The following is a 16,105-nucleotide window of genomic DNA, read 5'->3' as shown; positions in this document are numbered from 1 at the left end:
TCCCGTTGCGTATCGTCTAGACGTGCCCGAAGGCTTTACCGAAACATTCGCGGCAGGGCTCGCGAGCTACGGCGAGCAGCCGTGCATCGAGTTCGAGGGCCGCTGGTACACCGGTCACGACATCACCGAATACGGCACCGCTATCGCCTCGCTACTGCGCGGCGCGGGCGTTCCGGATAGCGCGCCGGTCGGGCTCGTTGTCCGCAACCGCCTCCCGCACGCCGCCGCGATCATCGGCTTCCTCGCCGCCGGCCGACCCGTCTCGATGATCTATTCGTTCCAGTCGCCTGAGGCGATCGGCCGCGACATCGAAAAGCTCAACCTCTCCGCGATCGTCGCCGACCGCGAGGACTGGACCGACGAAGTCGTCACCGCCGCCAGTCGGGCGGGCAGCGCAGGCGTTGCCATCTCGTCGTCGCAGCCCCTCGTCGAAGCCGTCAAAGGGCTCGAGCAACGCGACGCGGACCGTCGGCACGCCGACGTCGAACCCGGTGTGGCCCTGCAGATTCTGACCAGCGGCACTACCGGCCCGCCGAAACGCCAGGACATCAAGACCTCGGTGCTGCAGCGGACCGTTTTCAGCGTGACCAGCGGCGAGAAGGCCCCGCCCGACGCTCCACCGGAATTCGCCTACTGGCAGTTCGGTGGCATCGGGGTGTGCCAACTGGTCGCCGGCGTGCACAACGCCCGCCGCATCGTGATGCTCGAGCGGTTCACCGTCGACGGGTTCGTCAACGCGATCAAGACTCACCGCATCAAACGCTCCGGCGTGCAGCCCGCCGTCGTCCGCATGCTGCTCGACGCCGACGTGCCCAAGGAGAACCTGGCCTCGCTCGAATTTCTGATCAGCGCGTCGGGCCCGCTCGACCCCGAAACCCGCGACGAGTTCGAGAAGCACTTCGACATCCCGATCCGGTTGGCCTACGGCGCAACGGAATTCGCCGGGTCACTGTGTGCGTGGACACCGGGCGACATCGAGCAATTCGGCGACTCGAAGCGCAACAGCGTTGGCAGGCCGCTGCCGGACACCCAGGTGCGCGTCGTCGACCCGGAGACGGGCGCCGAGCAGCCCACCGGCGAGCAGGGCCTGCTGGAGGCCAAGGTCGCGCCGATCAGCCCGGACTGGATCCGCACCACCGACATCGCTTCGATCGATGCCGACGGGTTCGTCACTCTGCATGGCAGGGCCGACGGTGCCATCAACCGAGGCGGCTTCAAGATCCTGCCGGAAACCGTTCGGCGCGTGCTGATCTCACATCCTGCAGTGCGCGACGCGTGCGTGGTGGGGGTGCCCGACAAACGGCTGGGGCAGGTGCCGTTCGCCGCCATCGAAGCCACGCCGGGTATCCCCGTTCCATCCGCGGACGAACTCAAAGACCTTGTCCGCCAAGCCTTGCCGGTGTACAACGTGCCGGTCGACTTCGCCGTCGTCGACGAACTCCCGCGCAACCCCGCGTTGAAGGTGAGTCTGCCCGCCGTCGCCGCGCTTTACGGCTCGCGCGCGAACAGGTAGTAGCGCGCGTCGAACTTGTCGTTGATGGACAGTCCCGGTTCACGTCCGGCCGACAACAGCTTCCAATTAGTGCCGAACCGCTGCTCGACGTCGGCCGGTTCGATCCCGCGCACCGGAAACGATCCCGGAGGGAACGCGACGATCAGCAGCCGTGCCCCCGGCCCGGCGAGCGCGGTCACCTCCCGCACATAGGCATCGCGATCGTCGTCGCTCATGCCGTGCAGGCAGCCGTTGTCGATGATCAGCGAGAAATCCGTGCCGACACCTTCAGCGCGCAGCCGCGTGGCGTCGGCATGGACGAAGTCGACGGCCACCTGCTTGGCTGCCGCCTTTGCCCGCGCCTTGCCAAGCGCCTTCGGCACGAAGTCGATCCCGGTGACACGCCAGCCGTGCTGCGCGAGGTAGATCGACGAATCGCCGGTGCCGCAGCCGATGTCGAGTGCGGCGCCAGGAGGCAGGGCATCGTCGCCCTCGATCAGATTGCGCAGGCTCGTCGCGAGCGGGTGTTCGTCCCACGGGGTGAACCCGAGCCGGTACATCAGCTGAAACAGCAGATGCTTCGACGACATGAATCAGGCGGAACCGAGGTCGGCTGACAGCCAGTGCTGCGGCTTGAGGTAGATGGCGACCATCGGGAAGTGCTCGCGCCGCGCGAAATCGAGATAAGCATCGACCTTTTCCGGTGCGAGGTAGCGCTTGGTCATCTCGACGAGGTGCTCGTCGGTGCCTTCCTCGATGCGGCTCACCGGACCGTCGACGGAGACATAACGCACCGTCGGCTCGAGGCGCTCTGCCATCAACGTGAACTCACCTTGCGTCTCGATGAGGCGGTGCTTGCGTGAGCCGGTTCCGGTGATCACCCACGGCTCGCCGCCGGGGCTGTACTGGTACCAGATCGGCACGGTCAATGGGCCGCGCTTATCGCCTGCACTCACGGAAAGCGCGGCGATGTGTGGCTCGGCCAGAAACTGTTCGCGTTCTTCCTTGGAGAGGGCCATGCGGCCCAGGCTAGTCGCGGGTTGTGACAGGGCCGTCGAGAAGAAGCTTCAGCACCAGGCCCTTGAGAAGAAGGCGAGCGCGACGATCCCGATCGCCAGCGCGGCCTGCGTCTGTCCCATCGAAGCCGTACTAACGATCCCCGCGAGTGCGCATATCGCGATCAGGGCCAAGAGCAGGTTCTTGACCCAATGGATGCCGTCGGCATGACCCCCGGCGCCCGCCGGCCTGGCTTTGGGCCCGGGTACCGGGCGACCATTGTGATCGAGCACGGCGCCTCCTCTGTGTCCTAGCTCACAATCTAGTACTGGTGTGAGGCACACCATAGCTCATGATCAGGTTTCGCTGGTTAATTCAGGGTGTCGGTTAGGTCCCGCTTGTCTACAGGGCGATGAAGCGCTTGAGTTTGCCGCTCGCCCGATTGCGGGGGATGCGATCGACTGGCCGGATCTTGACGCTCGGATTCGACAGCCCGCAGCGCTGCAGCGCGGCCGCTACAGATGTCGCCAGGTTGTCGATGTCGGGACGTCCAACAGTCAGGATGTCGGCGCCTCTGGTGGTCTGCATGACCTGGTACTCGGAGACGTGGGGATCGGTGCCCAGAACATGCCGAAAAGTGATGGCGGGCACCGTGATCGAGCCATAGCAGAAGTCGTCGTCGCGCCGCCCGCCGATGTCGGCGACGCGGGCGTATGCGCTGCCGCACTCGCACGGACCCGGTAGCAGTGTGACTTCGTCGCCGAGGTCATAGCGGATGAACGGAAACGTTCGGTTGGCCAGCCCGGTGGCGAGGGTGCGGGCGGCCGGCTGGTCGGGCCCCACCGGCGCACCGTTCTCGTCGACGCGTTCGATCACCACCTCGTCCTCGCAGATGTGCAGGCCTTCGCCGATACCGCAACCAACCGCCTGCACGCCGATCTCGGTGGATCCCCACAGGTTGTGCACCGGGGCATGCCATGCCTCGGTGATCGCCTGGCGATCCTCGTCGAGAAGGGGCTCGGAATTGGTGCTGACCCGCACCGGACGGCAATCCAGCTCGCCGTCCAGCACCGCGCGGGCCAGCCGGCCGATGACAGACGGGTAGCCGACGAGGTGCGTCGGCCGGGCGGCCGCCACCGCGCTCAGCACCTCGTCGAACGGCCCTCCTGCCGGTATGACGACGGTCTGCATGCCCGCCACGGTCGGCACGTCGAACAGGGGCGTACTCGCATGCGGCGGGGCGCCTGCCTCGAGGACGGCCATCCGGGTCGGGCCGGGGTGCGGCTCGCGTAGCTCCGCGCGCGCCTGAGTCCGCCATGCCAGGCATGCGGCCGAGACGTACAACTGCCAGCTCCACACGTAGACGCCGCGCACGCCACTGGAGCCGCCCGAGCTGAAAATCTGATACCCGTCGGGCGTGTACGAATACCATTCCTGTTCTGCCAGAATGCGTTCCGCGCGGTCGCGGTTGAGCCTGCGGTCGGTGACGATGTCGTCCCAGCTGTCCTGCGCGTCGGCCTTCGTCATCACCGGCACCGAGGCAAGGTCGGCGACGGTGACCGAGGACAGCTCTAGGGCGCGCAGGCGCCTGGCGTGAAACGGCGACCGCTGGCGTGCGAACGACAACAGCGCGCGCAGCTGATGCTCGCGGTAGTGCTCGATCTGTGCTGGGGTCCAATCAAGGCGCGCGCTGTGGTCGACGAGCGCAGCCTGGACCGCGTTCAGATGGACCGCGCGCATGCGCTCGTACTTGGCTCGGGCCGTCATCCGCGTCCTACGTTGATCCTATTTAACGTTTCCGTAAATCAGCATAGGGCGACCATGACCGATGTTTGCCAATTACCGGCACACGAACTTGTGTGTCTCCTGTCGAACAGGACGTTGGCATGTCGCGAGGGGGTCCAGGCCCACCTCGAATGCATCGAGGAGGTCAACGGGGCGCTGAACGCGCTTGTGACGGCCGCCGACCCGGAAAGTTGCCTGGATGCCCCGCCGCCGATCGCGGCATAGAGTCGAGACTCATGCGCTTCGGCTTCTTCATCCCGCAAGGCTGGCGGCTCGATCTCGTCGACATTCCGACCGAAAAGCACTGGCAGGTGATGCGCGACCTGGCTGTCTACGCGGACAGCAGCGGGTGGGACTCGGTGTGGGTCTACGACCACTTCCACACGGTGCCGGTGCCGACACGCGAGGCCACCCACGAGGCGTGGTCGCTGATGTCGGCCTACGCGGCGACCACGTCGCGGGTCAAGCTCGGCCAGATGTGTACGGCGATGGGCTATCGCAACCCCGTCTATCTCGCCAAGGTGGCGGCCACCGCCGACATCATCTCCGGCGGCCGGGTCCAGATGGGCATCGGCGGCGGTTGGTACGAGCACGAGTGGAAGGCCTACGGCTACGGCTTCCCATCGGCGGGTGTCCGGCTTGGCATGCTCGACGAGGGTGTGCAGATCATGCGCGACGCGTGGCGCAAGGGCGAAGTCAGCCTCGACGGCAAGCATTATCAGGTCGACGGCGCGATCGTCGAGCCAAAGCCGTTGCAGGACGGCGGTCTTCCGCTGTGGATCGCCGGCGGCGGTGAGAAGGTGACGCTGCGAATCGCCGCGAAGTACGCGCAGTACACCAACTTCACCGCCGAGCCGGACGGTTTCGCGCACAAGTCGAAGGTGCTGGCCGACCACTGCCGCGACGTCGGAACCGATTACGACTCGATCGTGCGGTCGGCCAACTTCAACGCCGTCGTCGCCGAGTCGGAGGCCGACGTCGCCGACCGGGTGGCACGGGTGCGGGACAGGGCGGTCTCGGTGGCGCCCGCGGCCGCCGTCGACCCGATGCTGTCGACGGTGACGTCACCGGACTCCGCCAGCGGCACTCCCGAGCAGATCGTCGAGAAGCTGAAGCGGATGCGAGACCTCGGTTGCGAGTACGCGATCCTGAACTTCCCGGAGGCCGCCTACGACCGCTCCGGCATCGAGTTGTTCGAACGAGAGGTCATCCCCGCGCTCAGCTGAGCGGCGAGATTGATGCGGGGTGGCCGTCCGCTGCGCTGTTAGCCTCACTGAGGAAAGGGTGGCCAGCGCATGGGGATCTTCGACGTCGTCGAAAACGTCTACGACTTCGTCACGGACGCGGCGGGCAAGGTCAAAAACGCCGCACAGGTGGTGGAGTTCGTCGCGAAGCGGGCCAAGCTCTCCGACATCGCAGACGTCGCGAAAAGTGTCGGAAAGGCTGCGTCGCCACTGCATATCGCGCCGACGCCGGTTCTGGTCGGCGGCCAGAAGGTGATTGCAGGCATGCTGTCGACCGCCGGCGAGGGTGATCCCGAGGCGGGTGAGGGATTCGGCAACGGCTCGCGCGCCTTCGACGATCCCAAGAAGAGCCTTGCGGATGCGCACCCGGATTCGTCGTGGGAGGGCGGCCCCGCCCCTGCGGCATATGAGCGACGCGTCGGCGAGCAGGAGAACAGGGTCGCCACGCTGGCCGACGCCGATGGCCAGATCGCGTCGATTGTGAGCCGCGAGGCCGGCGAGCTTGTCGAGACCCGTCGGGTTCTCAATGGGCTGCACAACTGGCTGGCCGACTACGGCGAGTACACCCAGACCCTCGGTGTCATCCCTGAGGTGGGGAGGGCCATCCAGATGCAAGCCGAGATGTTGGCTGTCGGAATGGCTTTGAAGGATGCCTCGGCGAAGATGTGGGAAATGCACAACAACGCCAACGCCAACGCCGCAGCGGTGCATGCTGCGATTGCGATGTATCAGCAGGTGAGTACTGCTGCGACGCAGCAGGATTCGGTCGGCGACTTTGATCCGGCGCGCTAGGTCACGTCAGGAGGATACTGATGACAGACGGTGAAGAACGGCGAATCGCCGCCGCCGCTATTCGCAGCCTTGCTTCGCATCAGGACCAGGCGGCGCGTGGGATCAGTTCGGCGGTCATGGCAGTGCAGGGTGTCGGCGACAACATGACCAAGACCCACGGCCTGATCTGCGCGGTGACGAGCGCCGCGGTAACGGTGGCCGAAACCGAGCGCGTGACGGCAGGGAACCGCACCGCGGGGGTCAGTGCTGAACTTGCTGCGAAACTGCGTCACGCCGCCGAGAAGTACGATGAGACCGATCTGGCGGAGAAGCAAAAGCTCGACAACCAGATGCCACCTCGCTGAGGGAGGGCCGTGACCGACGACGACGATTACTCGGCGCTAGAGGCGCTTGACGAATACGTCCCTGCGCCCGAAGACGGTGTGGAACAAGAACTTTCGTCGCCGTTGTACACCGTGACGAATCCGGCGAGGACGGTGTCGGTCACCGTGTGTCTGGACGGCAGGGTCGATCACGTCGAACTCGCACCCAAGGTCACGGACATGACGGAACGCGAACTGGCCGACGAGATCACCGTCATCGCCGATCTGGCGCGCCAGAAGGCTCGGTCGCAGCTTCACACCTTGATCGTCGAAGGGGTGCGCGTGATGGGTTACGACCCGGCGATCATGCGTGACGGCCTGCGGCGCGAACTGGATATGCCGACCCCGCAGGAAGCGGCCGCTACTGCGGCAGAGGTGTTCGCATCCCGATACGCCGCTGACGAGAGCACAGACCTTGAGTCAAGCCGGTGACGCCTGGTACTGCAGGATCAGCCATCCAGCGTCGCTGTTCGTGACAACAACGCCGAGGTTCAGGCTCACCGTTTCCCTGTCCGGATACGCGAAGTCAGCCCGAACGTAGCCGACCACCAATCCTGTTGCCGGCCTGCGGGTTTCGAGGATCCGGTAGCTGACCGTCATGCCCAGCGGTTGGCTGGCGTAGTACTCGGTGACACCGTCGCGGCCGACACTGTACGGCCGCAACCCCTGAAAGACCGCATCTTCGGTGAAGACCGCCGCCACTTGCTGCGGCTCGTGTGCGTCTATGCCCGCCTTCCACTGATCAAGGACGGCGCTCAGAATGTCAGTGTCCTGCACTTTGACCGCCGTCCACGTGCAGGATCTCGCCGGTGACGAACGGCGCCTGCTCGAGATAGAGCACAGCGTCGACGACATCGTCGATCTCGCCGAGGCGGCCGACCGGATGCAGTGCCGCCAGCGCGTCATAGGAAGCCGGCTCGTGCATCGGCGTGCGGATCACACCGAGCGCCACTGCGTTTGCGCGAATGCCGCGGTCTGCGTATTCGACCGCCAACGCCTTGGTCGCTGCGTTCAGCCCGCCCTTGGTCAGCGAGGCCAATGCCGAGGGCACCGCGGAATTCGCGTGGTCCACCAGGCTGGTCGAGATGGTCACGATATGACCGCCTCCGTCTCCCGACAGCATTGCGGCCACCGCGGCACGCGAAACCTCGAAGAACCCACGGAGATTCACTCCGGTGACGGCGTCGTACTCCTCGTCGGAGTATTCAGTGAACGGCTTGGAGATGAAGATCCCGGCGTTGTTGATCACGGTGTCGACCCGGCCGAAGCGTTCGACGGCCGCATCGACGACGCGCTGCCCGACGCCAGGCGCTCCGATGTCACCGGCCACCGTCACCACCATCGGGTCGTCGCTCTCGGCGATCGTGCGGGAGTTGGCCACCACGGCGTATCCCAGCTTGCGGTAGGCCCGCACCAGGCTCTCGCCGATGCCCTGGGAAGCACCCGTGATGATGGCGACGCGTTGCGAACTGCTCATTGTCCGATCCCTTCGTTCTGTGGACGCACGCTGCAACGCCGGCCGAGTCCGGGTCGATGCTCGAACGATACGACCGGTTCGCTCTCTGGTGGTAGGCGTTGCCTACTAGGCTTGCCTCGTGGAGCTGCGCCAACTGCGCTACTTCGTGACGGTCGCCGAGGAGCTGAACTTCGGCCGTGCGGCCGAGCGGTTGCACATTGCGGGTCCGTCGCTGTCTCAGCAGATCAAGGCGCTCGAACGCGATCTGAAGGTCAGCCTGTTCGACCGGGACCGCCGCTCTGTGGCCCTGACGGCCGGCGGGGCGGCGCTGCTGCCGCACGCCCGCGCACTGGTGGAACAGGCCGACGCATTGCGTCGACGTGCCGCTGGTCTGGTCGCGTCGGAACCGGTGCGGATCGGATACGTGAACTGGTGTCCCACCGACTGGGCGGAACGCGCCGCCGGGGTGGCGCAGTTGCGCGTCGACACGTGGGTCATGCCCTCGCATACCCAGGCCGCGCGTGTCGCCGACGGAAGTCTGGACCTCGCGATCTGCTGGGTCCAGACAACGGATCTCGAGTCGCTAGACCTCGACGCACGCCTCATCGGCGTTGACGAGCTCTATGCGTTGAGCGTCGGCTCGGACACGTCACCCGTCGACGCGAAGGACACCCTGGTGCTGGTGGACGCCGACGAGGCCACCTGGTCATCGTGGAACCGCTATGCCGAGCAGTTCGCTGCCGACACCGGCGCGACGGTCGTGCGCGTCGACGACGGGGGCGTCACCGGGCACGACTTTTTCGAACAGATTCGTCGGCTCCGCAAGCCGGTGCTCAACAACCCGAAGGGGCAGAACGCACCTGCGCCCAGGGGTTTGGCGCGCCGCCCCGTCGTCCATCCGACGCCGCTGTGGACCTGGTCGCTGGTCTGGCGCCGCGACGACGATCGTGCCGCGGTGCGCGCTGTCGTCGACGAATTCACCCGCGACGCAACAGAACTCGTTGACCAAGGGGACTGGCTTCCACCCGATGACCCCCATCGCCCGACGGGAAACCCAGCCGAAGCAGACCGGCCACGATAGCTGCCAGCAGTACGATCAGCGCGGCCGCAAGCAGCGCGTGCGAAAAGCCGTGGCGCAGAAGCGGTGTCACCGCGACCGGGCCAATGATCTGGCCGACGGAGTATCCGCTCGTCAGCAGTGCCACGGCACCGGCGAAGCCGAGCAGCCGCCCCGCGGCAAGGGCCATCGTGCTGACGCCGATGAAGGTGGCGCCGAACAGGATTGCGCCTACCAGCGCTGTGACCACACCGGGCGCCAGAGCGGGCAGCGCGATACCGAATGCCTGCAGCAGTAGCGCGCCTGCGAGCAGCGTCGGATGTGACCACCGCCTGCACAGCCACGCCCACAATGCGGCCGATGGCACCGCGGCCACGCCGACGACGAGCCAGGCGCCGCTGCCGAGCCAACCCGGTGAGTCCTGTCGGATGGCCGCCACCAGGAATGTGCCCGCGATGATGTACCCGATGCCCTCAAGGCTGTAGCTGACGAACAGGACCGCGAACCAGACGCGCCCTGTCGTCCGGGGCTGCGACGCTGCGGTGGCCGCGGGGTGCGAACTCCCGCGCATCGTCCACGCGCAGGCCCCGAGCACCGCGGCCAGCGCCGCCGCCATCCACCACGCACCCTGCCAGCCCGCGGTGGCGGGCATCGCCAACACCAGCGCGCCCGAGAGCGCGATGCCGAGTCCGACACCCCCGAAGCCCCAACCGGGCAGATGGGGCGGCAGGTGATCCATCATCGAGTTGACCGCGATGACGAACACCACCGCGCTGGCGAACCCAGCGACGGTCCGTAGCAGCAGCCAGCCAATTGTGTTCGGCAGCAATGGCATTGCGGCCAGGGTCGCCACTAGCACGGCCAGCGATACCCGCCACGCAACCGACGATCGGGCCAGCCGCGGAGACGCCGTTCCCGCGAGCGCACCGGCAAGGTAGCCGACGTAGTTCGCCGTCGCCAGCGCGCCCGCCGCTTGCGGTGTGAGCGCGGCCTGCGCCGTCATCAGCGGCAGGATCGGGGTGTACGCGAAGCGCCCGAGGCCCATCGCCGCGCCCAGCCCCGCGGCGCCACGGCCGACGTGTGCCCAGTGCGTGTGCATTGCCCAAGGGTGCGTCGGTGCGGTGCGTTGGCGCCACGACCGAATTGCTCTCAGCTGGGAGGCGCTTCCTCACAGCGGGGCCCGGCCCGAAGTGAATGAAGGGTAACGCGAAGCCAACGAAACTTAACGGCCCGGTGAACCTGTGGAGTCGCTGACGTTTCAAACCTCTGTGAGGATTCCTACGTGTTATCGATTCCACGCGAGGTCGACCTCGAACCCCACCGTCCGGTGTGGGTGCCCCGGCCGCACCTCGTCCGGCAGCGCGCCGACACCTGGGCGCGGCCGGCGCATCCCGCCGATATCGCGCAGGCGCGGCTGTTCGACGCCGTTCTACTAGGCGAAATCGCCGAGCTGGAAGAGCTCGTCGCCTCGATGGAAAAGCGTTGGCTGCGGCGATGTGAACGTGGCATCGATGATCCGAACCGGCCCCCGGAGAACTTGGTTCGGATGCGCGGCCGCGTCGCCGAGGCCCAGGAGCTGCTCGACGCGTTGCGTGACCGGTTCCCGTCAGAGTGAGCCTGCGACCGAGATCCGCTCACCGTGAATCAAACTGACGGAGCCCACACTCCGGTCGCGGCGGCCTCGCGGGCGTAGTCGGCGAAGTCCTTCGGTTCGCGTCCCAATGCGCGCTGAACCCCGTCGGCGAGTTCTGCCTTGCTGCCGAGCACTTCGGTGAACAGGCGGTTCAGCAGCCAGATGAAGTCTTGCGGCAGACCGTATTCCGTGAGCATCGCGGTGTAGTCCTCGATCGGCACCGAGGCGAAGTTGATGTGCCTGCCTGCGGCCGCACCGATCTCGGCCACCGCGTCGCCGAAGCTGAGCAGGCGCGGACCGGTCAGCTCGTAGAGCTGGCCGACATGGCGGTCGTCGGTCAACGCCGCCACCACCACGTCGGCGATGTCATCGGCGTCGACGAACGGCTCCTGGACCTGATCGACCGGCAGTGTGACGGTGCCCGCCCGCACCTCGTCGAGCCACGCGCCCTCGTCGAAGTTCTGCGCGAAGAACGCGCACCGCACGATCGTCCACTCCAGTCCGGAGGCCATCACGACGCGCTCGGCTTTCTCGGCCTCGGCTTCGTTGCGGCCCGACAGCAGCACCAGCCTGCGGACGCCTGCGGCCTTGGCGAGTTCGGTCAGCGCGCCGATGGCGTCGACCGAACCCGGGACGGCCAGGTCCGGGTAGTAGGTGACGTAGACCTTGTCGACGCCGGCCAGCGCCGACGCCCAGGTCTGCGGGTTGTCCCAGTCGAATGGGATGTCGGCCGACCGCGAGCCGCACCGGACAGCGACGCCGCGCTGTGCCAGTTGATCGACCACCCGCTTTCCGGTCTTGCCGGTGCTGCCGATGACGAGAATGGTTGTGTTGGTCATATCTCGAATTCAACGACCCGGATTCGAGACGATCCATGGCCAGGACGCTCGATGGCATGTTCAATCGTCTGGAAGGGGATGGGCGATGGAGAAGATCTCACTGACTGCACTTGCCCGGCAGCACCTGGAGTCTGCGCGTGCGGCCAGTAGCGGACGCAGCGCCCACACCGTCTACGGCGGCCACGAACATGCACTCCGCCAGACGCTGATGGCCATGACCGCCGGCAGCACCATGGACGATCACGAAAGTCCGGGTGAGGCGACGCTCGAGGTGCTGCAGGGCAGGGTGCGCGTGACGAACTCAGCATCAGGCTGGGATGGCTCCCCGGGCGACCTGATCGTGCTGCCTCGCGAACGACACGGCTTGCATGCCATCGAGGACTCGGTCGTGCTACTGACCGTGTCGAAACCCGTTGGGCCGCATACTTAGACGGGCATCGAACAGTCCAGTAGCTGCCCCTGGCTTTCGATGTAGGCGAGTGAATGTTCGATCATCCCGCGGGTGATACCACTCAGCACGATCATGTGCGGCGAATAGCTGAGTAGACGCTCACCGTCGAACTGCGCGTCTCCGCCGAACTGCGCCAGCAGTTCGGGGGTGGTGAAGTAGCACCATCGCCGTTGGCCGTCGGAAAACTCCAAAACGACCTCCGGGCTGATACTGCCGTCGAGTGGATCCTCTGTGGTCATTCGCACGAGCTTGACCACCGGCTGACCAGTCAGGTCGAAACAGTAACTGGGAAACCAACGCTTCCTGCCGTTGTCGCCACGCACCTCGACTTGGCCCTTATCGGCGTCATGGGTCAGGATCGCGTACTCGTTGCCGAAAGTGAGGGCCCCGGCGTAGACGCCGACGCTCACGCACGTAGCCGTGTCGAGGGCTGGGCGGTCCACGTCAGAGATCTCGCTGGTGCATCAGCACGTTGATGACGTTGCCCGCCGCGTCGGCGAAGAAGAATCGCCGCACTCCCCAGTCCTCGTCGCTCAGTGGATGCACGATTTGCAACCCCGCGTCGACGGCCGCCGCATAGGCCGCGTCGACGTCGTCGACCTCGATCGACACGTTCGGGTTGACCGGTGCCGTCTTGTCCTTGGTCATCAGGCTGACCTGGTGCCGAAGTTGGCCCGAGTCGTCCGGTTCGGCCAGCGTGACGATCCAGCCGAGGTTCATCACCTCGCGCAGTCCCAGCACAGCTTGGTAGGCGCGGGCCGCTTCCAGGTCCGGCACCGTGAGGATCGGCATGACGCGACGAACGGTCATATCGCCGGGCCCAGCAGGTCGTCGGCGTCCTTGATGACATAGCCGTAGCCCTGCTCGGCGAGGAAGCGTTGCCGGTGTGCGGCGTATTCGGCGTCCAGGCTGTCGCGGGACACCACCGAATAGAACACCGCGCCGCCGCCGTCATGCTTTGGCCGCAACAGCCGTCCGAGCCGCTGCGCTTCCTCCTGCCGAGACCCGAAGGTGCCCGAAACCTGAACTGCTACCGAGGCTTCCGGCAGGTCGATGGAGAAGTTGGCGACCTTCGAGACGACCAGGGTGGAGATCTCACCGCGGCGGAACGAGTCGAAAAGCGCCTCGCGTTCGGCGGTCTTCGTCGAGCCCTGAATCACGGGGGCACCCAGCTCCTGGCCCAACTCGTCGAGCTGATCGAGGTACGCACCGATCACCAGCGTCTGCTCGCCCTTGTGCTTTTCCAGGATCGACTTCACCACCGCGATCTTGGTGTGCACCGTCGAGCACAGCTTGTACCGTTCCTCGGGCTCGGCGACGGCGTAGAGCATCCGCTCGTTGTCGGTCATCGTGACCCGCACCTCGATGCATTCGGCCGGCGCAATCCAGCCCTGTGCCTCGATGTCCTTCCACGGCGCGTCATAGCGCTTGGGTCCGATCAGCGAGAACACATCGCCCTCGCGGCCGTCCTCGCGGATCAGGGTGGCGGTCAGGCCGAGGCGCCGCCGGGACTGCAGATCCGCCGTCATGCGGAACACCGGCGCGGGCAGCAGGTGCACCTCGTCGTAGATGATCAAGCCCCAATCGCGGCTGTCGAACAGCTCGAGGTGGCGGTATTCGCCCTTGGTGCGGCGGGTGATCACCTGGTACGTCGCGATGGTGACGGGCCGGATTTCCTTCTTCTCGCCGGAGTACTCGCCGATCTCTTCCTCGGTCAGCGACGTGCGGTTGATCAGCTCGCGCTTCCACTGCCTGCCAGCCACGGTGTTGGTCACCAGGATCAGGGTGGTGGCACCGGCCTTGGCCATCGCCGCCGCGCCGACGAGCGTCTTACCCGCGCCGCACGGCAACACCACCACACCAGAGCCGCCCTCCCAGAACGAGTCCGCGGCCATCTCCTGGTAGTCGCGTAGGTGCCAGTTCTCCTGGTCCAGCGCGATCGGGTGCTTCTCGCCGTCGACGTAGCCCGCCAAATCCTCTGCGGGCCAACCGATTTTGAGCAGCATCTGCTTGACGCGGCCGCGCTCGCTGTTGTGCACGATCACGGTGTCGTCGTCGATGCGGGCGCCGAGCATCGGGGCGATCTTCTTGTTGCGCAGCACCTCTTCGAGTACCGCGCGGTCGAGACTCACCAGGCACAGGCCGTGCGCTGGATGCTTCACCAGCTGCAGGCGGCCGTAGCGGGCCATCACGTCGACGATGTCGACCAGCAGCGGCTGCGGCACCGCGTAGCGGGAGAAGCTCACCAGCGCATCGACGACCTGTTCGGCATCGTGGCCCGCCGCGCGCGCGTTCCACAGCGCCAGCGGAGTGATGCGGTAGGTGTGGATGTGCTCCGGCGCGCGCTCCAACTCAGCGAACGGGGCGATCGCGGCGCGCGCCGCGCCGGCCAGCTCATGGTCGACTTCGAGCAGCACGGTCTTATCGGACTGCACGATCAGGGGGCCATCGGTCATGCGCGATCCGCCTGCGCTTCTCGCTTGAAGGTCATTTTGTCCATTATCCAGGCCCGGCGGACACCCGACCGTTCAGTGCTTGCCCGCAGCCAGCGGACCAGGCCCGCCGCCCCCACTGGGCAGCGCGATCTTGGCCACGCCGGGCGTGCCGACCTGGCCGGCCAGCCACGGCAGCGAGTCCTTGAAGACGTCCATCGCAAACGGCCAGTCGTGCTTTCCCGGCGACGCGACGACCGCGCAGGCGATGCCGTTGGCCTGGCCCAGCTTGCACAGCGAGTTGGCGGCATCGGTCTGGTCACCGGGATTGCCTGCCGCGTCCTGACCGCCGAGCCCGACCGCGTTCGGATTGCCGTAGCCGCCCTTGCGCGGCGTCGGGGCGTCCGAGGAGATCGCGAACCAGCCGGCCACGCCCTGGTAACGCCCGTGCTTCTCGATCACCGTCGTGGGGTCGTAGACGGCCCATTTGGCGGCGTCCCCGCCGTAGATGCGAGCGATGGTCTGTTCCTTGGTTCCGGCGTTGGGACCCATGTCGCCTGCGATGTCGACGAACGTGCTGAACAAGTCCGGATGCATCACGGTCAGGTCCACCGCGCAGGTGCCGCCCATCGACCATCCGACGACGCCCCAGTGGTCGGCTTGCGTGCCGAAAGTGGTTGCCACGTAAGGCGGTACGTCCTTGGTCAGATGGTCGGCCACATTGCCGCGCGGCCCGTTGACACATTCGGTGTCGTTGTTGAACGACCCGCCGACGTCGACGAACACGAACACCGGCGCGTTGCCGCCGTGCTCGGAGGCGAAACGGTCGATCGGTGCGATCGCGTTGCCGGTGCGCGGCCAGTCGGACGGGGTGTTGAACTCGCCCGCGATCATCATCACCACCGGCAGCTTGGGGGCATTGGCGGCGAACCAGGCGGGCGGCAGGTACACGAGCTCGGTGCGGTGTTTGAAGCCCGACGCGTCGGCGGGAATGGTCACCGGCACCAGCGCCCCATGCGACACGCCGCCCTTGCCGCGCATCGCCATCACGGTGTTCAGATCGGTTTCGTCGGGCAGCGGGCCCGCGGTCAACTCGTTCCAGGCGGCCTGAACCGTGGGGAAGTAGCCGACCCACAGGTTCAACGCCACGCCGGCACTCAGCAGACACAGCGGAATGGCCACCAACGACACCGTCCGACGCCACCACCGGCCGCTGCGCCAGCCGAGCGCCGCGACCGCCACGGCAAGGCCGGTCAGGCCGACCCAGATCCACAACGAGGACGGCGCCGGGTCGCCTGCCATGCCCTGGGAATCGATGAACCAGTGCGTCCACGCCGCCGCGATCAGGCCGACGGCAACTGCCACCGGCAGCCAGACCAGGCGCCACTTCCGCGACCGCCAACCGATCGCGAGCAGGAGCACGACCGCGGCCACCGCCCACACCGTCGGCGGCAGCCACCCGTGCAACAAGGAAAGCCCGTGCCGGTAGCCGGCCGGCGCTTGTGGTGCCTCGCTTAACAGCGTTGTCACACAGCCATATTCACCAACGGTCCTGTGAGGATGCTG

The 16,105-nt window shown here is 66.4% G+C and carries 20 protein-coding genes; 9 read left to right on the top strand and 11 right to left on the bottom strand.

Annotated features, from left to right (window positions below; genetic code table 11):
- Nucleotides 1-22: 22 nt before the first annotated feature.
- The gene (locus GGC64_RS18925) at nt 23-1,513 is read left to right on the top strand and encodes a class I adenylate-forming enzyme family protein (RefSeq protein ID WP_370582190.1); all 1,491 of its coding nucleotides are present in this window, start codon (nt 23-25) and stop codon (nt 1,511-1,513) included.
- On the opposite strand, the gene GGC64_RS18920 is transcribed toward GGC64_RS18925, so the two are convergent.
- Entirely contained in the window at nt 1,489-2,082 is a 594-nt protein-coding gene (locus tag GGC64_RS18920) for a bifunctional 2-polyprenyl-6-hydroxyphenol methylase/3-demethylubiquinol 3-O-methyltransferase UbiG (RefSeq protein WP_192724098.1), read from the bottom strand. The genes GGC64_RS18925 and GGC64_RS18920 overlap by 25 nt on opposite strands.
- A 3-nt stretch (nt 2,083-2,085) precedes the next feature.
- The gene (locus GGC64_RS18915) at nt 2,086-2,511 is read right to left on the bottom strand and encodes a pyridoxamine 5'-phosphate oxidase family protein (protein WP_192724097.1); all 426 of its coding nucleotides are present in this window, start codon (nt 2,509-2,511) and stop codon (nt 2,086-2,088) included.
- Between GGC64_RS18915 and GGC64_RS18910 the strand changes: the two genes are divergently transcribed.
- Nucleotides 2,510-2,719, top strand: coding sequence for a hypothetical protein (locus GGC64_RS18910; RefSeq protein WP_192724096.1), 210 nt, complete (start codon nt 2,510-2,512; stop codon nt 2,717-2,719). The genes GGC64_RS18915 and GGC64_RS18910 overlap by 2 nt on opposite strands.
- A gap of 171 nt (nt 2,720-2,890) precedes the next feature.
- Here the strand turns inward: GGC64_RS18910 and GGC64_RS18905 are convergent, their stop codons facing one another.
- Nucleotides 2,891-4,255: a phenylacetate--CoA ligase family protein gene (locus tag GGC64_RS18905; RefSeq protein WP_192724095.1), complete on the bottom strand. Its 1,365-nt coding sequence runs from the start codon at nt 4,253-4,255 to the stop codon at nt 2,891-2,893.
- Between the two features lie 254 nt (nt 4,256-4,509).
- Between GGC64_RS18905 and GGC64_RS18900 the strand changes: the two genes are divergently transcribed.
- The 4 genes from GGC64_RS18900 (at nt 4,510) to GGC64_RS18885 (ending at nt 7,103) form a co-directional block, all read left to right on the top strand.
- Nucleotides 4,510-5,499 carry an LLM class F420-dependent oxidoreductase gene (locus GGC64_RS18900; RefSeq protein ID WP_192724094.1) on the top strand — a complete coding sequence of 330 codons (990 nt, stop codon included), beginning with the start codon at nt 4,510-4,512 and terminating at the stop codon, nt 5,497-5,499.
- 69 nt (nt 5,500-5,568) lie between these two features.
- Nucleotides 5,569-6,309: an EspA/EspE family type VII secretion system effector gene (locus tag GGC64_RS18895; RefSeq protein ID WP_192724093.1), complete on the top strand. Its 741-nt coding sequence runs from the start codon at nt 5,569-5,571 to the stop codon at nt 6,307-6,309.
- 20 nt (nt 6,310-6,329) lie between these two features.
- Nucleotides 6,330-6,653 carry an ESX-1 secretion-associated protein gene (locus GGC64_RS18890; protein WP_192724092.1) on the top strand — a complete coding sequence of 108 codons (324 nt, stop codon included), beginning with the start codon at nt 6,330-6,332 and terminating at the stop codon, nt 6,651-6,653.
- Between the two features lie 9 nt (nt 6,654-6,662).
- Nucleotides 6,663-7,103, top strand: a complete 441-nt coding sequence (locus GGC64_RS18885) for a YbaB/EbfC family DNA-binding protein (RefSeq protein ID WP_192724091.1) — start codon at nt 6,663-6,665, stop codon at nt 7,101-7,103.
- Here the strand turns inward: GGC64_RS18885 and GGC64_RS18880 are convergent.
- Complete coding sequence (locus GGC64_RS18880) at nt 7,092-7,448, bottom strand: SgcJ/EcaC family oxidoreductase (protein WP_369434776.1); 357 nt, start codon at nt 7,446-7,448, stop codon at nt 7,092-7,094. The two genes, GGC64_RS18885 and GGC64_RS18880, sit on opposite strands and share 12 nt — an antisense overlap.
- Complete coding sequence (locus GGC64_RS18875) at nt 7,435-8,148, bottom strand: SDR family NAD(P)-dependent oxidoreductase (protein ID WP_192724089.1); 714 nt, start codon at nt 8,146-8,148, stop codon at nt 7,435-7,437. The genes GGC64_RS18880 and GGC64_RS18875 overlap by 14 nt, the downstream gene beginning before the upstream one ends.
- A 118-nt stretch (nt 8,149-8,266) precedes the next feature.
- On the opposite strand from GGC64_RS18875, the gene GGC64_RS18870 reads away from it, so the two are divergent.
- Entirely contained in the window at nt 8,267-9,208 is a 942-nt protein-coding gene (locus tag GGC64_RS18870; protein WP_192724088.1) for a LysR family transcriptional regulator, read from the top strand.
- Here the strand turns inward: GGC64_RS18870 and GGC64_RS18865 are convergent.
- Nucleotides 9,105-10,283: a YbfB/YjiJ family MFS transporter gene (locus GGC64_RS18865; protein WP_192724087.1), complete on the bottom strand. Its 1,179-nt coding sequence runs from the start codon at nt 10,281-10,283 to the stop codon at nt 9,105-9,107. The two genes, GGC64_RS18870 and GGC64_RS18865, sit on opposite strands and share 104 nt — an antisense overlap.
- A gap of 183 nt (nt 10,284-10,466) precedes the next feature.
- Here GGC64_RS18865 and GGC64_RS18860 point away from each other — a divergent pair, with 183 nt between their 5' ends.
- Nucleotides 10,467-10,799: a hypothetical protein gene (locus GGC64_RS18860; protein WP_192724086.1), complete on the top strand. Its 333-nt coding sequence runs from the start codon at nt 10,467-10,469 to the stop codon at nt 10,797-10,799.
- Nucleotides 10,800-10,828: 29 nt separating this feature from the next.
- Here GGC64_RS18860 and GGC64_RS18855 read toward each other — a convergent pair whose 3' ends face one another.
- Nucleotides 10,829-11,656 (bottom strand): NAD(P)H-binding protein, encoded by an 828-nt coding sequence (locus GGC64_RS18855; RefSeq protein WP_192724085.1) that lies wholly within the window; start codon nt 11,654-11,656, stop codon nt 10,829-10,831.
- 85 nt (nt 11,657-11,741) lie between these two features.
- Here GGC64_RS18855 and GGC64_RS18850 point away from each other — a divergent pair, with 85 nt between their 5' ends.
- On the top strand, nt 11,742-12,086 hold the full coding sequence (locus GGC64_RS18850; protein WP_192724084.1) for a cupin domain-containing protein: 345 nt from the start codon (nt 11,742-11,744) through the stop codon (nt 12,084-12,086).
- Here GGC64_RS18850 and GGC64_RS18845 read toward each other — a convergent pair.
- From GGC64_RS18845 to GGC64_RS18830, 4 genes are all read right to left on the bottom strand, one after another.
- The gene (locus GGC64_RS18845; protein WP_192724083.1) at nt 12,083-12,550 is read right to left on the bottom strand and encodes a hypothetical protein; all 468 of its coding nucleotides are present in this window, start codon (nt 12,548-12,550) and stop codon (nt 12,083-12,085) included. The genes GGC64_RS18850 and GGC64_RS18845 overlap by 4 nt on opposite strands.
- Nucleotide 12,551: 1 nt before the next feature.
- On the bottom strand, nt 12,552-12,917 hold the full coding sequence (locus GGC64_RS18840) for a VOC family protein (RefSeq protein WP_192724082.1): 366 nt from the start codon (nt 12,915-12,917) through the stop codon (nt 12,552-12,554).
- A complete protein-coding gene (locus GGC64_RS18835; protein WP_192724081.1) occupies nt 12,914-14,563 on the bottom strand; it encodes a DNA repair helicase XPB in 1,650 nt (549 codons plus the stop codon). The genes GGC64_RS18840 and GGC64_RS18835 overlap by 4 nt, the downstream gene beginning before the upstream one ends.
- 72 nt (nt 14,564-14,635) lie before the next feature.
- Nucleotides 14,636-16,069: an alpha/beta hydrolase-fold protein gene (locus tag GGC64_RS18830; protein WP_192724080.1), complete on the bottom strand. Its 1,434-nt coding sequence runs from the start codon at nt 16,067-16,069 to the stop codon at nt 14,636-14,638.
- Nucleotides 16,070-16,105: the final 36 nt, after the last annotated feature.

The sequence above is a fragment of the Mycobacterium sp. OAS707 genome (assembly GCF_014873705.1).
In the GTDB taxonomy this organism is placed as follows: domain Bacteria; phylum Actinomycetota; class Actinomycetes; order Mycobacteriales; family Mycobacteriaceae; genus Mycobacterium.
This window is presented reverse-complemented; position numbering and strand designations above follow the sequence as displayed.

Coding starts and splice junctions, on each gene's coding strand:
- GGC64_RS18920 (WP_192724098.1), bottom strand. CDS start 2,082: ATGTCGTCGAAGCATCTGCTGTTTCAGCTGATGTACCGGCTCGGGTTC.
- GGC64_RS18875 (WP_192724089.1), bottom strand. CDS start 8,148: ATGAGCAGTTCGCAACGCGTCGCCATCATCACGGGTGCTTCCCAGGGC.
- GGC64_RS18835 (WP_192724081.1), bottom strand. CDS start 14,563: ATGACCGATGGCCCCCTGATCGTGCAGTCCGATAAGACCGTGCTGCTC.
- GGC64_RS18850 (WP_192724084.1), top strand. CDS start 11,742: ATGGAGAAGATCTCACTGACTGCACTTGCCCGGCAGCACCTGGAGTCT.
- GGC64_RS18910 (WP_192724096.1), top strand. CDS start 2,510: ATGCGGCCCAGGCTAGTCGCGGGTTGTGACAGGGCCGTCGAGAAGAAG.
- GGC64_RS18865 (WP_192724087.1), bottom strand. CDS start 10,283: ATGCACACGCACTGGGCACACGTCGGCCGTGGCGCCGCGGGGCTGGGC.
- GGC64_RS18855 (WP_192724085.1), bottom strand. CDS start 11,656: ATGACCAACACAACCATTCTCGTCATCGGCAGCACCGGCAAGACCGGA.
- GGC64_RS18915 (WP_192724097.1), bottom strand. CDS start 2,511: ATGGCCCTCTCCAAGGAAGAACGCGAACAGTTTCTGGCCGAGCCACAC.
- GGC64_RS18905 (WP_192724095.1), bottom strand. CDS start 4,255: ATGACGGCCCGAGCCAAGTACGAGCGCATGCGCGCGGTCCATCTGAAC.
- GGC64_RS18840 (WP_192724082.1), bottom strand. CDS start 12,917: ATGACCGTTCGTCGCGTCATGCCGATCCTCACGGTGCCGGACCTGGAA.
- GGC64_RS18890 (WP_192724092.1), top strand. CDS start 6,330: ATGACAGACGGTGAAGAACGGCGAATCGCCGCCGCCGCTATTCGCAGC.
- GGC64_RS18900 (WP_192724094.1), top strand. CDS start 4,510: ATGCGCTTCGGCTTCTTCATCCCGCAAGGCTGGCGGCTCGATCTCGTC.
- GGC64_RS18895 (WP_192724093.1), top strand. CDS start 5,569: ATGGGGATCTTCGACGTCGTCGAAAACGTCTACGACTTCGTCACGGAC.